Source organism: Sphingomonas ginkgonis (genome assembly GCF_003970925.1).
In the GTDB taxonomy this organism is placed as follows: Bacteria; Pseudomonadota; Alphaproteobacteria; order Sphingomonadales; family Sphingomonadaceae; genus Sphingomicrobium; species Sphingomicrobium ginkgonis.
In genome coordinates, this window is the sequence record NZ_RWJF01000001.1 from 177,528 (window position 1) to 194,707 (window position 17,180).

A 17,180-nucleotide genomic window follows, 5' to 3' on the forward strand; every position below is an offset into this window, starting at 1 on the left:
CGGCAATCCTCCAACTGCGACTAAACCGTCGATGCGCGCCATCATCCTCAGCGCCGGGCGCGGCTCGCGGCTGCTGCCGCTGACCGAGCTGATGCCCAAGTGCCTCGTCCCGGTGGGCGGCCGGGCGATCCTCGACCATCAACTGCGGGCGCTCGCCGAGGCCGGGGTCGAGCGGGCGGTGGTGGTCGCTGGCTACCGCTTCGATCAGGTCGGCGCGCACCTGGCCCTGCACGCCCCGCCATTGCCGGTCGAGCTTCGCTTCAATCCCTTCTGGGCGGTGTCGAGCAGCATCGGCAGCGTATGGGCGGCGCGCGACCTGCTGGACGAGGCATTCTGCCTGATGAACGGGGACACCACCCTCGATGGGGAGCTGCTCGGGCGCGCGTTCGCGGCGGCAGGTCGCGGCGTCGGCCTGGTGGTCGAGCCGCTCGCCGAGCCGCACTCCGATGACATGCTGGCGACGGTCGAAGGACGCAAGGTCACCGCGGTCGCCAAGTCGCTCGATCCGGCTTCGGCGACTCACCGCTCGCTGGGGGTCGTGGTCGCCGGGGCGAGCAGCGACTACCCGATCGTGCTGGAACGGGTGATCGCGGGCACCGACGGCATCAACGCCTACCACCACGACGTGGTCAACGCGCTCGCCAGCCAGGGCGAGGTGGAGGCGATCGTCGAGGACAGCGGGTCGTGGCAGGAAATCGACCGGCCCGAGGACATCGAGCGCTGGTCGGCCCGGGCGAACCGCCGCGAATGAGGCGCCGGGTCGCCTTCCTGTTCCTCGGCGAGACCCTGCTCATCCCGCACCTCTTCCCAATCGTCGAGGCGCTTGCCGGGCTTGATCCCGGGCTGCCGATCGACCTGTGGGTGGCGACCTCGGTGCACGAGGATCTGCTGACGCGCTGGACAGCCGAGTTCCGCTCGGTGCGGATCCGCCGCGCACCGGGCTTCCGGACCGTGCGGGCGAGCGACGGCCGCAACCCGCCGTTGCCGCCCAAGCTGCCGATACTGCTGCGGCTGGTACCATACCTGCTCCGAACGCCCGTGGCGGTCTGCGCCGAGCAGACCAGCCTGTGGATCCCCCGCGTCCTGCCCTGGTTGCCGACCCGGTTCGTCAAGACCTCGCATGGCGTCGGATCGATGAGCGCGCGCGACGACCGGCGGCGGATGGCGGCCTTCCACACGCTGGTGCCGAGCGAGCAGGAGCGGCGCACCTATCTCGACCGGGGAATGGCGCCCGAGCGGATTATCGCCACCGGCTACGTGAAGGCCGCGTTTCGCCAGCGCACCCCGGCCAAGGCGCTGTTCGCCGATGAGCGACCGATCCTCCTCTACACGCCGCATTGGCAGGCGCACCGCTCGTCGTGGCCGGCATGGGGGCGTGCCGTGGTCGAACAGCTGGGTGCGCAACGGGACTGGAACGTCATCCTTGCTCCACACCAGCGGCTGGTCGAGACCGCCCCGGAGGTCCGCGAGGTACTGGCGGGGGTGTCCGGGCTGCCCCACGTACACGTCGATCTCGACAGTTTCGCGATGGTCGACGGCAGCTACACGGCGGTGGCCGACCTCTATCTTGGCGATACCTCAAGCCAGCTGATCGAATATCTGGTGCGTCCCCGCCCGGCGCTGTTCCTCGACCCTGCCGGTCGCGACTGGCGAGCCGATCCGGGCTACGCGATGTGGGCGGCGGGAGAGGTGGTGACCGACCTCGCCGATCTCGCACCCGCGATCGCGCGGGCGCCGGAGCGGCATGCCGGCTTCCTGGCGGCCCAGACGAGGACCGCCGCCGACGCGGTCGGCGACACCAGCGGCGCCGGTGCCGGGCGCGCGGCCGAGGAGATACTGCGCGTTCTCGCCATGGCGTGAGCTTTGGGCTAACGGGCCGCCCGATGGAGCCTTTCCGACAAGCCCGTAATCTTCCCGTCATCTTCGCCGTGGGCGACAACCCGGTTCCGATCTGGGGAATGAGCGCACGCGAGCGGCTGCGGCGGATCGCCGCGGCGCAGGATTTGCCTTTCGAAGCGGGCGCCGCGGACACGCTGATCCTTGCCAATCTCGCGTTCGTCTTCGACCCGTCGTGGCTGGCCTGGCTGCGGAACCGGCCAGGCACTGTGCTGACGCGTGGCGGCGTTCCGGTGCTGGCTCATGTGGCGGAGCGTGATCGCGCGAGGGTGAGCCATGCCATGGAGAGCGGCGGCGAGGCTCCCGCGGGGCTGGAGGAAATGCCGGCCGAGCGCGAGGAAGGGATTTTCAACGAGGCGCTGCGCAAGCGCGAGCGGCCATTCGCCGAGCGGCTGGTGCCGGAGAACGTGCCCGCGATCGAGCGCGCGACCTATGTCGGCGCCTACAAGGGCGTCACGGACCTGCTCACCAAATATCTCTGGCCGGAATGGGCCTTCTGGCTGACCCGGCTTGCCGCCCGGGTCGGTCTCTCGCCCAACGGCGTGACCGCGATCGGCTCGCTGCTGTGCATCGTCGCCACTATCGCATTCTGGAACGGATGGTTCTGGAGCGGGCTGGCGGTGGGTCTCGTCTTCATGGTGCTCGACACGGTCGACGGAAAGCTCGCCCGCTGCACGATCACCTCGTCCAAGCTCGGCAATGCCTGGGACCATGGGGTCGACCTTGTTCACCCACCCTTTTGGTGGTGGGCGTGGGCGACCGGCTGCGCCGCTTACGGTCGGCCGCTGTCGGACGAGACCTTCTGGTTGGTGATCGCCGCCATGCTGTTCGGCTATGTCGCGCAGCGGCTGATCGAGGGCGCCTTCATCGTTCGCTTCAAGATGCACATCCACGTCTGGGAGCGGTTCGACAGCCAGTTTCGGCTGGTCACCGCGCGGCGCAATCCGAACATGGTGATTCTGTTCGCTGGGCTGCTGGTCGGTCGTCCCGACTGGGGGATCGTCGCGGTCGCGGCGTGGACGATGCTGAGCCTTGTCGTCCACCTCGTCCGCCTTCTGCAGGCGATGGGGCGCGGCCGGCGGGGCGAGCCGATCGTCAGCTGGCTGGCCTGACCTCAGACCCGTCCGCTGCGCGGGCGAAGCGGAGGACGTTGAGGCCCAGCAGCAGCGCACCGAGCAGCGAGGCCGCGAAGACTCCGATGCTCGCGCCCTCCGCGCCGATCCGCGGCAGGAGCCAGACCATCAGCAGCAGCTGCAGCGCTACGCCGGCACCACGGCTGGCGACCGCGCTGCCGGACCGATTGACGGCGAGCAGCACGGGCTCGAACGCGACCACCGCGAGGTCGATCGCGCCGGCCGCCGCAAGCCACAGCAGCAAGGGGTAGGCCTCGCCGTAGACATGGTTGCCGCCGACCAGCACCAGACCCGGCCGGCCGACCAGCGCGACGAGCAGGAGAATGACGAACCCAGCCGCCGCGCTGGCCCAGAACAGGCGGTTGAGCACCCCGCGCAGCGCGGACCCGGTCACCCCGCGGACCGCACGCACGACCTCGGGAAAGGCGGCACGGCTGATCAGCTGGGACAGCTTGGCAAGCGCCTGCGCGAGCTGCGCGGCCAGCCGGAACCCGCCAGCGGCGGCCGGCCCGACGAACCCTCCGACGAACAGCAACGGCAGCTGCTTGGTGGCGAGGCCGAGCGTCGAGGCGATGTTGGTGCTGACGAGGAAGCGTCCGAACTGCGGGTTTTCACGGCGGACCAGGGCAAGGCTGAACGGCGCGCCGAACGCCAGCGACAGGTCGCCGCTGCGCCCGAGCAACAACCAGTAGGCCGCGGCGGTCGCCACCTCCGCTACCGCCCAGGCCCAGAGAAAGCCGTGGAGGTCGGGCGCGAACAGCGCCGCGGCGAGCGCGCCGAGCATCCGCCCCAGCGGGGTCACGCTGTCGGCCGCGGTAGCGTGACCGAATCGGTCGTTGAGCCGGAGCACCCCGAGCGCGGCGGAGCGGAGCGAGACCAGTTCGGCGACCATCAGCACGATCGTGTCGCGCAGCAGCGCCGGGGTGATCCCGAGCTCGTCGCGCCAGACGACAATGATCAGCACCGCCGCGACCACGCCGACGATCGCGCTGACAGCATCCAGCAGCATGCAGGCGCGGTACAGCCGGCCGAGCGCCGCCTCGTCACCGCGAGAACGATGGTCGATGCCGTAGCGGACCACCACCTGCCAGGTCTGGAAGCCGACCAGCACGCCGAGCGACTGCGCCGCGCCGGTGACTAGCGCGAAGCGGCCGAAGTCGGTGACCCCGAGCGTCCGCGTCGCGATGCCGAGGTAGAGAAGCGACAGCACCGCCACCACGCCGCGGCCGGCGAGCAGCCAGCCGAGGTTGCGCACCGCCGCGCGAACCCCGCTGACGCGCGGCTGATCCGATGCTGTCGAAGGTTCGCCCACCGGCAGCGGCGTAGAAAGCGCGGCGGACCGCCGCAAGCCCGCGGCGACTACTGGTAGTCGACCGTGACCTGGATGGTTCCGCTGTAGAGCCCGCCGGTGGTCGTCGCCGGAAGGTCGATCCGGCCGCCGACGTTGAAATCGTTCCCTGGGACACCCGAGCTGGTCAGGGTCACCGACGCGGGTGCGCTGGGCGTGAAGCTGATCCTGCTGCCGTCGCTCTGGTTGACGAGTTGGCTGGCCGCCGTGCTGATGAGCACGACCATCTTGTTGGTGCCTTGAACGTTGAGGGTCGCGGCAGCGGGTGCGCCGGCACAGCTGAGCCCGGCGCCGCAGCTGACCACCCCCGCCTGGCTGATCGACACGCTGCTCGCGGCAGCGACCTGCGGCAGGACGATGGTGCCGAAGTTGAGGTCGGACTTGCGGGTGAGGACCAGCGGCTTCACCACCGAGGCGGTGGCCGAGACGCTGATCGTCGCGGCATAGGCGGGCACCCCGGCCAGCAGCAGCACCGCCGCAGCCGGCCAGCAACAGACACGCTGGCGCCAACTTCCCATGCCGTCGGCCTTAAGGTCGCGCGGTAAAGAAGCGTTTAACTATAGACCAGGCGAATACGGCTGGCCGCGGCGACCGCCAGCGCCTTGGCTTCCTCGACCGACTTGGCCCTGGCGAGCGCGACAGCCATCCGCCGGTTCTTCAGCGTCCTCGGCTTGGCGAACAGCCGTACATCGACCGGTGCGGCAGCGCTGCCGAGTGAGAGCGCCTCGGCGACCCCCTCGAAGCCGAACGAAACGCTTTCCCGGTCGGCCAGCACCACCGCGGAGGCGGCGGGGCCGGCGCTTTCGATCGCCGGGATCGGCAGGCCAAGGATCGCGCGGAGGTGAAGCTCGAACTCGTTCGGACTCTGTCCGATCAGCGTCACCATGCCGGTGTCGTGCGGGCGCGGGCTGAGTTCGGAGAAGATCGCCTGATCGCCGGCGATGAAGAACTCCACACCGAACAGCCCTTGTCCGCCGAGCGCGCGAACGACCGTCTCGGCCTGTCGCTGGGCACTCTCGACCACGGCCGGGGAGAGCGCCGCCGGCTGCCAGCTCTCGCGATAGTCGCCGCCTTCCTGGCGGTGGCCGATGGGTGGGCAGAAGAGCACGCCGTTGCGGGTAGCGACGGTCAGCAGGGTAATCTCGCTGTCGAAGCGGATGAACTGCTCGACGATTACCCGCGGGCGGTCGCCGCGCATGTTGGAAACCGCATGGTCCCAACCGGCACCAACCTCGTCCAGCGTCGCGGCGGTGCTCTGGCCCTTGCCGCTGCTCGACATAACCGGCTTGACCACGACCGGGAGCCCGATGAACTCCGCCGCGGCGACCGCCTCCTCGCGGCTTTCGGCGAACCGGTACTGCGAGGTGGTGAGGCCAAGCTCGCGCGCCGCGAAGTCTCGGATCCCGTCGCGGTTCATCGTCAGCTGCGCGGCCCTGGCTGAAGGCGCGACCCGCCATCCCTCCTGCTCCAGCGCAACCAGGGTCGCGGTGTCGATCGCCTCGATCTCGGGAACGATCACGTCTGGACGGTGCTTCTCGACCGCCGCTCGGAGCGCCGCGCCGTCGAGCATCGAGAAGACCTCGCCCGCGTCAGCGACCTGCATCGCAGGCGCATCGTCGTAGCGGTCGCAGGCGATCACCCGGCAGCCGAGCCGCTTGGCGGCGATGGCGAATTCGCGGCCGAGCTCGCCGGCGCCGAGCAGCATGAGTCTGGCAAGATACATGGCGGACCGTTAGCGTGGCGTCCGACGATCGTCACGTCTTCGGGGGAGTTCGACCATGCGCCTGTTCTTTGCCGCGTCCGCGCTGGGCTTGCTTGCTGCCGCTCCGGCCCCGGCCCCGAGCAAGGATCAGACCCCGACCGACATCGTCAACGCCGCACCGGTCGCCGCCTGGCGCGCCATCCCCGCCGACGACCTGATGCTGATCGACTTCGAGGGCGGCGGGCAGGCGATCGTCCAGCTCGCGCCCGACTTCGCACCAGTCCATGTCGCCAACATCCGGGCGTTCGCTCGCGGCGGCTATTGGACCGGCGCGACAGTCTATCGGGTGCAGGACAATTACGTCACCCAATGGGGAACCAACGACGACAAGAAGGGATTTCCGGCCGGCGTCGTGGCCAAGCCACCGCGCGAGTATGAGCGGCCGGTCCGCGGCCTGGCGCCTGTCTCGCTCCCCTATCCCGACAGCTATGCCGCTCGGGTCGGCTACTGGCATGGCTGGCCGCTCGCCTGGGATCCGCGGCGCGGCATGGCGAACCTCACCCACTGCTACGGCATGGTCGGTGTCGGGCGCGACCTCTATCCCGACACCGGAGCGGCGGGCGAACTCTACACAGTGATCGGACAGGCGACCCGCCAGCTCGACCGCAACATCGCGCTCGCCGGGCGGGTTGTCGAGGGCATGACCCTGCTGTCGGCCCTGCCGCGTGGGACGGAGGCACTGGGCATGTACAAGGAGGGAACAGTTGCCCGGCGCATTGTCCGGGTGCGGTTAGCCAGCGAACTGCCGACACACGAGCGGCCGTCGTTCGAGTATCTCGACGAGCGAAGCCCGAGCTTCGCCGCCTATGTCGCCAAGCGGGCGAACCGGAAAGACGCGTTTTACGAGGTGCCGATCGGCGGCGTGGACCTGTGCAATGCGCCGGTGCCCGTCAGGCGGACACCGGCACAAGCGGCACGCTGACCGGGGTCAGCAGTAAATCAGGCCGCCCAGGCGTGCGAGCGGTTTTGGTTCCGATGCGAGATGATGGCCGGTCCGTTATGGTGGCGCGTGCTGGCCTCCGCGAGCGGAAGCGCCGTGGCGCAGAAGGCGCACTCGGCTGACATCCGGCCGATCAGCCAGTGGGTTCGGCCGCAGCCGGGGCAGTGGTTGACTTCATGCTCGCGGTACACCGCGTGATAGCCCCGCCCAGCCAGATCGTGCTTCAGCCCAAATTCGCCCAACGTCGGGAAATTCGTCATCGCCCTGTTCCTTTCGCGGGGGGATGAACGACCTGACGCCCATTTCGGTTTCATTGCAGGACACTAAAGCGAGCGCAGCGCCTCCGCCGGCCGGGCGCGAAGAGCAGGCCAAGCGGCAGCCATCGCGACCAGGATCGCGAGCGCCACACCAGCGAGCGGAAGCAGGACCAGTTCGCCCCAGCCGGGCTCGAACCCGAAGTCGAACAGCTTTACCACCAGCAGCCAGGCGGCGAACGCGCCGAGCCCGAAGGCAGCCAGCGCAATCACCCCGCTCATCGTCGCGAATTCGACCAGCTGGGCGGCGAGCACTTGGCCGCGAGACGCGCCGACCAGCTTGAGCAGCACGGCCTCGCGCTGCCGTTCGCGGCGGGTCGCCGCGACCGCTCCGGCCAGGACGACGATGCCGATCAGAATGGCGAGCGCGGTAGCGAGCCGGATCGCCACCTCCAACGCGGTCAGGATGGCGGTGACCCGTTCGACGACGTCGCCGACCCGGATCGCGCTGACCATCGGGAAGTCAGATGCCACCTGCCTTTCAAAGGCAAGGGTCGAGACATGCGGCCCAGGCGCGACTGTCGCCATCATCGTGTAAGGAGCCTGCTCGAGCGTCCCAGGCGCGAAGATGATCGCGAAGTTGAACCCGAGCGAGCGCCAGTCGATCTCGCGCAGCGACGCGATCCGGGCGACGATCGGTCGGCCGAGCACGGAGACGGTGAGCGTGTCGCCGACCTTGAGCTTGAGCGCAGTCGCAGCCGCGACGTCGAGCGAGATGAGCGGCGGCCCGCTGTAGTTCGCCGGCCACCATCCGCCCGCGACCACGCGGTTGCCGGGTGGCAGGGTGCGCGCGAAGGTCAGCCCGCGATCGCCATTGAGGATCCAGGCGCCCTCCGGGATGTCGTGCATCTGGCTGACTGGGGTTCCGTTCACCGCGGTCACCGGTCCGCGAAGCGATGGGACGAGGCGGAGCTCGGCGCTCGGCAGCAGGCGCTGCGCCAGCCCGGCGAAGCGTTGCTGCCCGGCAGCGGGGATGTCGAGCAGGAACAGCGCGGGAGCCTTGGCCGGGACGGTGGTGCGGAGCTCCGCAAGAATGCTCGCGCCCGTTCCCGCCAGCGCGATCAGCAGGGCCAGGCCAAGCCCGAGCGCGACGCTCAGCCGCACGGTCGCGGCCCCCGGGCGATGCAGCGCGGCGAGCCCGAGACGCGCGACCGGGCTTCCCCGGTGCGACACCGCACGAGCGCCCCGCGCGATCAGCCGGCCGAGCCCCGCGAACAGCAGGGCGAGGAACAACGCCGCGGCGACCACTTCCAGAGCGAAGCGATGGTCGCTCGTCTGCAGCACCGCGATCCCGACCGCGCCCAATCCGGCGACCAGTGGAACGAGGAGATGACCGCGTCCGGTCGCGGTTTCGACCGCCCCGCGCAGCACCGTGGCGGGAGGGTCGCCGGCGGCGCGGGCGAGCGGCGCCCACGCCGCGGCGAGGGTCGCCAGCGCGCCCACCAGCGCGGAGAGGCCGAGCGCGCGCCATTGCGGGTGGGGATCCGGGACCACCGGCAGCAGTCCGGCGGCGGCGCGCCCGACCAGTTCCGGCGCGAGCGCGCCGAGCAGCAGCCCGCCGACGATCGCACCCACGCCCAGCAAGCCGACCTCGCCAAGAAGCATCAGCAGCAAGGTCCGCCGGCTCGCTCCGTGGATCTTGAGGATGGCGATGGTCGGTCGCCGGCTCGCCGCGAAGGCCGCCACCGCACTCGAGATGCCGATCGCGCCAATGCCAAGCGCGCCGAGCGCGATCAGCAGCAGTAGTTGGGCGGTCCGGTCGGTGAAGCGCCGCATGCCCTGCGCTGCGTCACCGCGGTCGCTTGCCCGCCAGCCGCCATCGGGGAAGCGGGCCTGGAAGGCCTTGCCTAACGCTTGGCCGTCGGCGCCGTCGGGTAGCCGCAGCCGGTAGGCGGAGGAATAGAGACTACCAGGCTGGAGCAGGCCGGTGGCGGCCAGCCCATCGCGGGTGACCAGCACTGGCGGGGCAAGCGCGAAACCCGCTGCCGAGGGCATCTGGTCGATGACCCCGCTGACCCGCAAATCCGCATTGCCGATCCGCACCGCGGCGCCGGGTTGAAGGCCGAACCGCTCGGCAAGGTCGCGCCCGATCGCGGCGGTTCCACCATCCAACGGCATCCCGCCGGCAACGAAGCTGACCGACCCGGCCGCCGGCCAGGGCCGGTCGGTCCCGCTCAGCTCGACCAGCGAGGCATCGCCCCTCGCGGTGCGGAGCATGGCCCGGAGCGTCGCGCTGCCGCTGACCGGGCCCAAGCGCCGCATCGCCGCCAGCTCTTCCGTCGTCGCCTCGCGTTGGCTGGTGACCAGCAGCAGGTCGCCGCCGAGCAGGTCGCGGCTCTTGCCGTCGATGGTTGCGCCGATCGCGCTCGCGAGGCTGGTGACACTGGCGAGGCCGGCGACCGCCAGCAGCAGGCAGGCGAACAACAGCCAGAGGCCGCCGGCGCCCCCCGCAAGGTCGCGCCGGGCGAGCCGCAGCGCGGCGCTCACGCCTCACTCAGCCGGCCGTCGGCCATGCGCAGGATCCGCCCGGCGCGTGCCGCGACGGCGGGATCGTGGGTGATGACGAGGAGCCCCGCCTCGGCGGCCGAAGCGCGGTCGAACAGCAGTTCGATGATCGCCTTGCCGGTCGCCTCGTCGAGGTTGCCTGTCGGCTCGTCGGCGAGCAGCAGCCGCGGACGGCCAGCGGTCGCGCGGGCGATCGCCACCCGCTGTTGCTCGCCGCCCGACATCTGCGCCGGATAGTGGCTAGCGCGGTGACCAAGACCGACTGCCACCAACTCGTCTCGGGCCCGCGCAAACGGATTTGCCGCGCCGGACAGTTCGAGCGGCACCGCGACATTCTCGAGCGCGGTCATGGTCGGGAGGAGATGGAAGGCCTGGAGCACGACCCCGATCGAACGGCCACGCAAGCGCGCCAGCTGGTCTTCCCCGAGCGAGGCGAGGTCCTCGCCGAGAACCCGGATCGAACCACCGTCCGGCCGCTCGAGACCAGCGACGATCGAAAGAAGGCTGCTCTTCCCCGATCCCGAGGCGCCAAGCACGGCGACGGTCTCGCCTGGCTGGAGCGCGAGATTGACGCCATGCAGGATCTCGGTGCGGACGTCGCCGCGACCGAGAGTCAGGTTGAGGTCGCGAGCGTCGATCAGCGGTTCGGCCATTGGCTGCCCGAGCTAGGGACGTTGCCCCTGCGCTTCAACCGATTACATCGACGGGCATGCTTCGGACCCTTTCCGCCCTGCTGCTGCTCGCCGGTGCCTCGCCGGTCGCGGCAGCCCCGCCCCGTCCCCTGATCCTCGCCTTCGGGGACAGCCTCACCGCGGGCTATGGCCTGGGTCCGGGCCTCGGCTTTGCGCCGCAGCTGCAGGCGACGCTCCGGCGTAATGGGGTCGCTGCCACGGTCGCCGACGGCGGCGTGTCGGGGGACACGAGCGCGGCAGCGCAGGCGCGGCTGGGCTGGACCCTGCAGGGCCTCCCGCGGAAACCGGACCTGGTGATCGTCGAACTCGGTGCCAACGACATGCTGCGCGGGCTCGACCCGCAGGTCACCGCGAAGAACCTCGACGCGATCTTGGCCGAACTGAAGCGCCGCAACATCCGGGTTCTGCTCGCGGGCATGCTGGCGTCGCGCAATCTCGATCCCGGCTACCGCGCCCGCTTCGAGCCGATCTACCCATCGCTCGCCAAGCGCTATGACGCGCGGCTCTACCCCTTCTTCATGGATGGTGTCGCGCAGAACCGAGCGCTGCTGCAAGGCGACGGAATGCATCCGACGCTACGCGGCGTTCAGACGGTAGTGACCCGGATCCTGCCGATGGTCACCGCGACGCTGAAGGACTAGTCCGCCGAGGGTGGCAGGCTGTCGGCGGGCAGCGGATCGGTGAACTCGGCCCCGAGCTTGCCCGCGGCGGTCCAGCGGACGACCGCGTTGGCGCGTTCGCGACCCGGAAGCATGAGCCAGACCCGCGCGCCGACCTCGAAGTCCTCGTCGACCTCGGCCATGAACCCCGTCTCGGAGATGTTGACGACCCGCGCCTCGCTGCCGGCGGTGCCCAATTCCCGGAGCTTGGCCTCAATGTCGACGGGGAGCCGCTCGGAACGCCGCCGCTCGGGCCCGCCCCGGTCTTCCGCAATGCGCGCCCTGATCATGACCCTGCCACCACCTTCGCCGTCGCTCCGGCGATCGTCGCCTTCGAAACCCCAATCGGTCCCGCGTGCAGCAAACATGTCCAAGGTTCATTCCCCGTTCAAGACGCTACAGCGCGGAGCCGCCCTTCCCCGATGTGGCATCGCGCGCCGTGGTTCAACCATCGCGCAGCGCTGCTTAAGATATTCTTTGCGGCAAACCGAGCGACTGTGTCCACGCCGACACTGGAACAGCCCGTTCAGCTTTGGTAATGTTGCAATCCTGCACTCGCGACAGGCGAATTCGTCGCGAACTGAGCAACTTGGGGTGGGGTGAAGAGCGTGAGGAAATTGTTTCTGCTGGCTGCGGCCGGCACCGTCCTGCCAGCTGTCACGGCGGTCGCCCAGACTCAGGTGACGCCGAGCGGGCAGGTGCTGCCACGTCGCCCGTCGATAAGCGCGCCCGTGGTCACCCCGCGCCCCGTCGCGCCGGTTGCCGCGCAGCCGGTGCCCGACGAGTTGGCGCCGACCCCCGATCCGACCCTGCCGCCTGCGACCAATGCCGTCCCGGTACCGGCCCCGCTCGACCTGCCGCCGCCGCCATGGAATCCGCGCGACGCGGCCGAACTGCTGAGCTTCGTCAACCAGCTCGGCGCGGAAGGCCTCTCGCCCGCCGACTATGACCCAGCGACGCTTTCCGCGGCGTTGCGGGCGGGCAATCCGCTCCAGCTCAACAAGGCGGCGACCGACACTTTCCGCAAGGTCGCGCGTGACTTGGCGCTCGGCCATGTCCGGATGGACTCGCGGCAGGATTGGCACGTCAAGGATCCGGACCTCGACGGCGACCGTCTCTCGCTCCTGCTCGCCACCGCGCTCGACCAGCACAGCGTGACCGCGACGCTGCGCGGACTGCTGCCGACCCATCCGCAATATGGGGCGCTGAAGGCTGCGCTGGCGCTGACCCCGGCAACCGACACCAACAAGCTGAACCGCATCCGCCTCAACATGGACCGCTGGCGCTGGCTGCCGCGCGATCTCGGGCAGAAGTACATTATCGTCAACGTGCCGAGCTTCTACGCGACGTTGGTCGAAAACGGGCAGACCCGCTGGAAGCAGCGGGCGATCGCCGGCGCGATCAAGACCAAGACGCCGCAGCTCAATGCGCTGGCGACCGGCGTCATCCTCAATCCCTGGTGGGAGGTTCCACCCTCCATCTCGGGCGAGGTCAGCGGCAAGAAGGGGTTTGTCGCGGTCAAGGGCAAGGACGGCAAGGTCCAGCGCTGGCGCCAGCCGCCGGGACCGTCGAACGCGCTCGGACAGCTCAAGTTCGTGATGCCCAACCAGTACAACATCTATCTGCACGACACGAACGCGCGCAGCCGCTTCAACAGCGAGGTCCGCGCGCTCAGCCATGGCTGCGTGCGGACCCAGCATGTCGTCGATCTCGCCACCGAGCTGCTCGGTGACGACAACGGCGAGTGGACGGGCGACCGGGTGCAGGCGACGCTCGCCAGCGGCAAGTCGGTCCAGGCGAGCTTCGTCAAGCCGGTGCCGGTCTATATCGTCTACTTCAGCTCGGCCGCGCTCAACAACGGCGACATCGTTGATTACAGCGACCTCTACAAGCGGGACGGGCTGGTGATCTCCGCGCTGCTCAACAAGGGCGGGTCGAGCATGGTCGCCAAGAAGGCGGAGGACGCGACCAAGGCCAAGGACAATCAGGAGCGGGCGAAGGAAGCGGCCGACTCGAGGCAGACCGCCTTGCGCTGATTAGTTCTCGGCCTGCTTCCTGGCGCCGTCGAGCTCTCCCGCCATGGCGAGCAGCAGGTCGATCTTCTCGTGCAGGCTGGCGATCTCCGCCTCGGAGCGAAGGTTGGTCTCATAGTCGAGCCGCGCCTCGAGCCGGTCCTTCGCTGCTTGGCGATTCTGGCTCATCATGATGACCGGCGCCTGCAGCGCCGCGAGCATCGAGAGCATCAGGTTGAGGAAGATATAGGGGAATGGGTCGAAGGCCCGGCTTGCGAGCACCACCGTGTTGAAGATGGCCCAGCCAAACAGGAACAGGCCGAAGGCAATGATGAAGCCCCATGAGCCGCCGACCGCGGCAACCCGGTCGGCGAGGCGCTCGCCGACGGTGAGGCGCTCCTCGAACATCCGGTTGACGTCGGGGACACGGACATCTCGGCCGAAGGTACCAGCCAGGAAACGGAACGCTGTATTCATCACTCACCTCGTGCGACCACGCCCTTCGGCAGCGGCGGCAGGGGAGTGACCGGGTCAGCTCATCCGCGCGGTGCCACCGACAGGCACGGTCCTTCGACTATGATCGTTGTCGGGCATTGGTCCCTCGGGAGGGTGGCGGAACGAGGCTCGGTGAGAGCCTTGCCGGGACTTGGGTCGTCCCGGTGGAGCCGTCAATTGGTCTGCGGATGAGAAATCGGACAGGTGCCGCGCTGCTCAGGCGGCGATCTTGCTTCCCGGTGCCGCACCGGCTTCGTCTCGGAGCGCGCCGAGCGCGCCGCTAGCGCGCGCCTTGCGGCCGTAGACCCACTCAAACAGCGGCGAGGCCATGAGCGTCGTCAGCACGGCCATTAGGACGAGGATCGAGAAGAGGCCCGGGCCGATGAGCCCCTTCTGCAGCCCGATGTTGATGATGATCAACTCCATCAGCCCGCGGGCGTTCATCAGGGCGCCGATCGCCAGCGCCGTGTCGTTCTTCTGCCCGGTGAGCCGCGCGGCGGCCCAGCAGGCGCCGAACTTGGCGAGAATCGAAGCGGCCAGGATGCCGAGTGCGGCGAGGAGCAACGCCGGGTTGGCGATCAAGTCGAGCTGGGTGCTGAGCCCGGAATAGGTGAAGAAGATCGGGAGCAGCAGAACGACGGTGATCGGCTCTAGCTTGGCGCGGAGCTCGCGGGTCAGCACACCGCGCGGCATGGCGGTGCCAAGAAGGAAGCCGCCGAAGACCGCATGCATCCCGACCCAGTCCATCGCGAAGGCGCAGAGGAGGAACAGGATGAGCACGGTCGCGAGCAGCGAATGGGTGAGCTCGCCCGACCGCTCGGCCAGGCGTCCGAGCGGCGCCAGCAGCCGCGGACCGAAGCCGATCATCAGCGTGGCGAACAGCGCGGCACCGACGATCGCCTTGATCGCAACCCCGGGACCACCGCCGAAGGAGGCAAGCACAATCGCCAGCACCGTCCAGGCGCCGGCATCGTCGATTGCCCCGGCCGACAGCGAGAGCGAGCCGAGTGGTGAATTGGATAGGCCGCGCTCGTGGATGATCCGGGCCAGCATCGGGAAGGCGGTGATCGAGATGCAGGCACCGAGGAACAGCGTCGACTGCACCGTGGTCAGCTGCGGCGCAAACAGGCCTGGGTGGCTCATCAGCCAGGGGGTGAGCAGCACCGCGACGAGGAAGGGGGCGGCCATGCCGGACAGCGAGACGGCCCCGGCACTCCTGGCATTGGCGTGAAAGTGCGAGCGGTCGAAGCCAAGCCCGACCAGGAACATGTAGAGCCCGACGCCAAGCTGCGCGCCGACGTAGAGGATCGACTTTGCTTCCTTGGGGAAGAGGGAAGCCTCGACATGCGGAAAGAGAAGCCCGAGCAGTGATGGGCCGAGGAGGACGCCGGCGATCATCTCGCCGACGACTTGCGGCTGCCCGAGAAAGCGCTGGCACAGCCACCCGGTGGCGCGCGCCGCGGCGAGGATCGCCGCCAGTTCGAGGAAGAAGGTGAAGCTGAGCTGCGCCGGTGTCATGATACGCCCCCGAGAACCGTCACCGGGTCTGGCATGACGGGAGGACCGGCGCAACGGCCCCCGTCACGGTCGTTCAAGCGATCTTGTCGGCGTAGATCATCCGGCCGCCGGCGAGCCGCCGCATCACGGCGTCCTGGCTGGCCTTGCCGAACGCGAAGCAGCCTTCCGACCGGCCGAGCTTGCCGTGGCTCGCGATCATGTCGGGCTCGGCGTACCACGCGTTGTGGATGACGATGGCGCGCGCCATCGCATTGTTGTTCGACGTGTCGAGCCCGGCAACCCGCAGGCTGAGACCGTACTTGCCATTGTAATAGTCGGCCGTCGTGTAGGCGCCGCTCGAGGTGGCGTTGCTGCCAAAGTCGTTGCTGAACCGCTCGACGAAGCCCGAGTGGTCGGGATCCGAGCCGCGACCGTGGGCGACGAGGAAGCTTTCAACCTCGCCGCTCATCAGGTTGACCAGATGGAAGCGCGGGTCGCTCGACACCTTCGAGAAATCGGCGATGCCAATCCAGTCGCGCGCGGCGACCTGGTGCTGATCGAGCGCCGCCTTGGCGCGAGCGAACAGCGCCGGGTTGATCCCGCCCGGCGCCGGAGTGGCCAGCGGGGTCGAGGTGGTCGCCACTACCGGTGCGGGGGTGACCGGCGCCATGGACGGCAACGGTGCGAGCGGATCCGCATCCGGAACAGTGCGGAAGGCCAGCGCCGGCAGCCCGGAGGTCGCGGCGGAGGACAGCATGGCGCCGCCTGCGCCAATCGCAGCCCAACGCAGCATCTCACGGCGATTCATCGTCATTGAAGCCCCTCGCTCAATTGAGTAGGCGTTCTACACGATCGGAAGTTAACCGCCGATAAGCATGTTAGCCTATCTAAACCGTTCATCCTGTTGGACTTTCGACTCATCGCGGAGCATGGATCAAAAGGGCCAGCTTGTATTCTCCTCCCTGTCCGTGTAGTGGGCCGCCCTCTCGGCGCCGGCATGTGCGGGCGACGGACCAAACATCATGGTTTCAGCGGCCAGTGATTCGGTGCCCCTCGGCCCCGGTCGCGAGACCGCCAAGGCTCAAGGGAGTGTGACGGCACTTTATGCAGATCATCGTTCGCGACAATAATGTCGACCAGGCGCTGCGGGCGCTCAAGAAGAAGCTGCAGCGTGAAGGCGTCTATCGCGAGATGAAGCTTCGTCGTCACTACGAGAAGCCGAGCGAGAAGCGGGCCCGCGAGCGGGCCGCCGCGATCCGCCGCGCCCGCAAGCTGGAGCGCAAGCGGATGGAGCGCGAAGGCGCCCGCTGAGGCGTCTTCGTGATCGCCTGATCCGATGAGCAACATCACCGCTGTTCCGCTTCGCCCGGTCGAGCGCTCGACCGTCACCCGACTCGTCCTCGGGCTGGTGCTGATCCTCGGCGCCGCCTTCCTGCTCGCCTTTGCCGGCACCAAGCCGCTACGTGGCGTGAAGACGCCGGGCGGCGTGATCGTCCGCACCGTCAAGGCGGGCACCGGCCCCAAGATCGGCGTCAACGATGGCGTGCTGATCGAATATACCGGCAAGCTGACCGATGGCACGGTGTTCGACCAGACGCAGGGTCAGCCCGTACCGATGCTGGTCGGGCGGGTCGTTCCCGGCTTTTCGGAGGCGCTGCAGCAGATGCAGAACGGCGGCTCGTACCGGATCCGGATTCCGTCCAAGCTCGCGTACGGCGCCTCCCCGCCGCCGGGTGGACCGATCCCGCCCAACGCCGACCTAGACTTCGACGTGAAGGTTGCACGGGTCGTGCCGAACGCCGCGGTGATCGCCGCTCAGCAGCAGATGCAGCAAATGATCCAGCAGCAGCAACAACAGCAGGGTGCTGCCGGTGCGCCCCAGCCGCCGACGGAGCAGGCGCCGCAGTAACGGCAGCGTCTCCAGCAC

18 protein-coding genes are annotated in these 17,180 nt (G+C 68.9%); 8 read left to right on the forward strand and 10 right to left on the reverse strand.

What is annotated here, in order from left to right:
- Nucleotides 1–31: 31 nt before the first annotated feature.
- From HMF7854_RS00895 to HMF7854_RS00905, 3 genes are all read left to right on the forward strand, one after another.
- Nucleotides 32–751 carry a phosphocholine cytidylyltransferase family protein gene (locus HMF7854_RS00895; RefSeq protein WP_126717390.1) on the forward strand — a complete coding sequence of 240 codons (720 nt, stop codon included), beginning with the start codon at nt 32–34 and terminating at the stop codon, nt 749–751.
- Nucleotides 748–1,860, forward strand: coding sequence for a hypothetical protein (locus HMF7854_RS00900; RefSeq protein WP_126717391.1), 1,113 nt, complete (start codon nt 748–750; stop codon nt 1,858–1,860). The genes HMF7854_RS00895 and HMF7854_RS00900 overlap by 4 nt, the downstream gene beginning before the upstream one ends.
- Before the next feature lie 98 nt (nt 1,861–1,958).
- Nucleotides 1,959–3,008 carry a CDP-alcohol phosphatidyltransferase family protein gene (locus HMF7854_RS00905; protein ID WP_239016780.1) on the forward strand — a complete coding sequence of 350 codons (1,050 nt, stop codon included), beginning with the start codon at nt 1,959–1,961 and terminating at the stop codon, nt 3,006–3,008.
- Here HMF7854_RS00905 and HMF7854_RS00910 read toward each other — a convergent pair.
- Genes HMF7854_RS00910 through purT form a run of 3 tightly spaced genes read right to left on the reverse strand, consistent with a single transcriptional unit; the run spans nt 2,992 to nt 6,082 of the window.
- Nucleotides 2,992–4,341 (reverse strand): lipopolysaccharide biosynthesis protein, encoded by a 1,350-nt coding sequence (locus HMF7854_RS00910; protein WP_126717393.1) that lies wholly within the window; start codon nt 4,339–4,341, stop codon nt 2,992–2,994. The genes HMF7854_RS00905 and HMF7854_RS00910 overlap by 17 nt on opposite strands.
- Nucleotides 4,342–4,388: 47 nt before the next feature.
- Nucleotides 4,389–4,895 carry a DUF4402 domain-containing protein gene (locus HMF7854_RS00915; protein ID WP_126717394.1) on the reverse strand — a complete coding sequence of 169 codons (507 nt, stop codon included), beginning with the start codon at nt 4,893–4,895 and terminating at the stop codon, nt 4,389–4,391.
- Nucleotides 4,896–4,930: 35 nt separating this feature from the next.
- On the reverse strand, nt 4,931–6,082 hold the full coding sequence (gene purT / locus HMF7854_RS00920; RefSeq protein ID WP_239016781.1) for a formate-dependent phosphoribosylglycinamide formyltransferase: 1,152 nt from the start codon (nt 6,080–6,082) through the stop codon (nt 4,931–4,933).
- 73 nt (nt 6,083–6,155) lie between these two features.
- On the opposite strand from purT, the gene HMF7854_RS00925 reads away from it, so the two are divergent.
- Nucleotides 6,156–7,061: a peptidylprolyl isomerase gene (locus tag HMF7854_RS00925; RefSeq protein ID WP_126717396.1), complete on the forward strand. Its 906-nt coding sequence runs from the start codon at nt 6,156–6,158 to the stop codon at nt 7,059–7,061.
- A gap of 17 nt (nt 7,062–7,078) precedes the next feature.
- On the opposite strand, the gene HMF7854_RS00930 is transcribed toward HMF7854_RS00925, so the two are convergent.
- The 3 genes from HMF7854_RS00930 to HMF7854_RS00940 form a co-directional block, all read right to left on the reverse strand.
- On the reverse strand, nt 7,079–7,339 hold the full coding sequence (locus HMF7854_RS00930) for a hypothetical protein (protein ID WP_126717397.1): 261 nt from the start codon (nt 7,337–7,339) through the stop codon (nt 7,079–7,081).
- Between the two features lie 63 nt (nt 7,340–7,402).
- The gene (locus tag HMF7854_RS00935; protein WP_126717398.1) at nt 7,403–9,880 is read right to left on the reverse strand and encodes an ABC transporter permease; all 2,478 of its coding nucleotides are present in this window, start codon (nt 9,878–9,880) and stop codon (nt 7,403–7,405) included.
- Nucleotides 9,877–10,551 carry an ABC transporter ATP-binding protein gene (locus tag HMF7854_RS00940; protein WP_126717399.1) on the reverse strand — a complete coding sequence of 225 codons (675 nt, stop codon included), beginning with the start codon at nt 10,549–10,551 and terminating at the stop codon, nt 9,877–9,879. Before HMF7854_RS00940 ends, HMF7854_RS00935 begins: the two co-directional genes overlap by 4 nt.
- Before the next feature lie 56 nt (nt 10,552–10,607).
- Between HMF7854_RS00940 and HMF7854_RS00945 the strand changes: the two genes are divergently transcribed.
- Nucleotides 10,608–11,231, forward strand: coding sequence for an arylesterase (locus HMF7854_RS00945; protein WP_126717400.1), 624 nt, complete (start codon nt 10,608–10,610; stop codon nt 11,229–11,231).
- Here HMF7854_RS00945 and HMF7854_RS00950 read toward each other — a convergent pair.
- On the reverse strand, nt 11,228–11,539 hold the full coding sequence (locus HMF7854_RS00950; RefSeq protein ID WP_185829108.1) for a PilZ domain-containing protein: 312 nt from the start codon (nt 11,537–11,539) through the stop codon (nt 11,228–11,230). The two genes, HMF7854_RS00945 and HMF7854_RS00950, sit on opposite strands and share 4 nt — an antisense overlap.
- Nucleotides 11,540–11,857: 318 nt before the next feature.
- Between HMF7854_RS00950 and HMF7854_RS00955 the strand changes: the two genes are divergently transcribed.
- The gene (locus tag HMF7854_RS00955) at nt 11,858–13,285 is read left to right on the forward strand and encodes a L,D-transpeptidase family protein (RefSeq protein ID WP_126717402.1); all 1,428 of its coding nucleotides are present in this window, start codon (nt 11,858–11,860) and stop codon (nt 13,283–13,285) included.
- Here the strand turns inward: HMF7854_RS00955 and HMF7854_RS00960 are convergent, their stop codons facing one another.
- From HMF7854_RS00960 to HMF7854_RS00970, 3 genes are all read right to left on the reverse strand, one after another.
- Nucleotides 13,286–13,738: a DUF1003 domain-containing protein gene (locus HMF7854_RS00960; protein ID WP_126717403.1), complete on the reverse strand. Its 453-nt coding sequence runs from the start codon at nt 13,736–13,738 to the stop codon at nt 13,286–13,288. It abuts the gene before it with no gap.
- Between the two features lie 234 nt (nt 13,739–13,972).
- Nucleotides 13,973–15,274: a cation:proton antiporter gene (locus HMF7854_RS00965; protein WP_126717404.1), complete on the reverse strand. Its 1,302-nt coding sequence runs from the start codon at nt 15,272–15,274 to the stop codon at nt 13,973–13,975.
- A 73-nt stretch (nt 15,275–15,347) separates the two neighbouring features.
- On the reverse strand, nt 15,348–16,067 hold the full coding sequence (locus HMF7854_RS00970) for a murein L,D-transpeptidase catalytic domain family protein (protein ID WP_239016782.1): 720 nt from the start codon (nt 16,065–16,067) through the stop codon (nt 15,348–15,350).
- A gap of 290 nt (nt 16,068–16,357) precedes the next feature.
- Here HMF7854_RS00970 and rpsU point away from each other — a divergent pair, with 290 nt between their 5' ends.
- Nucleotides 16,358–16,564, forward strand: coding sequence for a 30S ribosomal protein S21 (gene rpsU, locus HMF7854_RS00975; protein ID WP_119533862.1), 207 nt, complete (start codon nt 16,358–16,360; stop codon nt 16,562–16,564).
- Between the two features lie 25 nt (nt 16,565–16,589).
- Nucleotides 16,590–17,162 (forward strand): FKBP-type peptidyl-prolyl cis-trans isomerase, encoded by a 573-nt coding sequence (locus HMF7854_RS00980; RefSeq protein WP_126717405.1) that lies wholly within the window; start codon nt 16,590–16,592, stop codon nt 17,160–17,162.
- Nucleotides 17,163–17,180 lie beyond the last annotated feature (18 nt).

Excerpts from the sequence above, each read along its gene's own strand:
- rpsU (WP_119533862.1), top strand. The coding sequence starts at position 16,358 with ATGCAGATCATCGTTCGCGACAATAATGTCGACCAGGCGCTGCGGGCG.
- HMF7854_RS00900 (WP_126717391.1), top strand. The coding sequence starts at position 748 with ATGAGGCGCCGGGTCGCCTTCCTGTTCCTCGGCGAGACCCTGCTCATC.
- HMF7854_RS00945 (WP_126717400.1), top strand. The coding sequence starts at position 10,608 with ATGCTTCGGACCCTTTCCGCCCTGCTGCTGCTCGCCGGTGCCTCGCCG.
- HMF7854_RS00960 (WP_126717403.1), bottom strand. The coding sequence starts at position 13,738 with ATGAATACAGCGTTCCGTTTCCTGGCTGGTACCTTCGGCCGAGATGTC.
- HMF7854_RS00980 (WP_126717405.1), top strand. The coding sequence starts at position 16,590 with ATGAGCAACATCACCGCTGTTCCGCTTCGCCCGGTCGAGCGCTCGACC.
- HMF7854_RS00925 (WP_126717396.1), top strand. The coding sequence starts at position 6,156 with ATGCGCCTGTTCTTTGCCGCGTCCGCGCTGGGCTTGCTTGCTGCCGCT.
- HMF7854_RS00940 (WP_126717399.1), bottom strand. The coding sequence starts at position 10,551 with ATGGCCGAACCGCTGATCGACGCTCGCGACCTCAACCTGACTCTCGGT.
- purT (WP_239016781.1), bottom strand. The coding sequence starts at position 6,082 with ATGCTGCTCGGCGCCGGCGAGCTCGGCCGCGAATTCGCCATCGCCGCC.
- HMF7854_RS00915 (WP_126717394.1), bottom strand. The coding sequence starts at position 4,895 with ATGGGAAGTTGGCGCCAGCGTGTCTGTTGCTGGCCGGCTGCGGCGGTG.
- HMF7854_RS00950 (WP_185829108.1), bottom strand. The coding sequence starts at position 11,539 with ATGATCAGGGCGCGCATTGCGGAAGACCGGGGCGGGCCCGAGCGGCGG.
- HMF7854_RS00895 (WP_126717390.1), top strand. The coding sequence starts at position 32 with ATGCGCGCCATCATCCTCAGCGCCGGGCGCGGCTCGCGGCTGCTGCCG.
- HMF7854_RS00905 (WP_239016780.1), top strand. The coding sequence starts at position 1,959 with ATGAGCGCACGCGAGCGGCTGCGGCGGATCGCCGCGGCGCAGGATTTG.
- HMF7854_RS00970 (WP_239016782.1), bottom strand. The coding sequence starts at position 16,067 with ATGACGATGAATCGCCGTGAGATGCTGCGTTGGGCTGCGATTGGCGCA.
- HMF7854_RS00930 (WP_126717397.1), bottom strand. The coding sequence starts at position 7,339 with ATGACGAATTTCCCGACGTTGGGCGAATTTGGGCTGAAGCACGATCTG.
- HMF7854_RS00965 (WP_126717404.1), bottom strand. The coding sequence starts at position 15,274 with ATGACACCGGCGCAGCTCAGCTTCACCTTCTTCCTCGAACTGGCGGCG.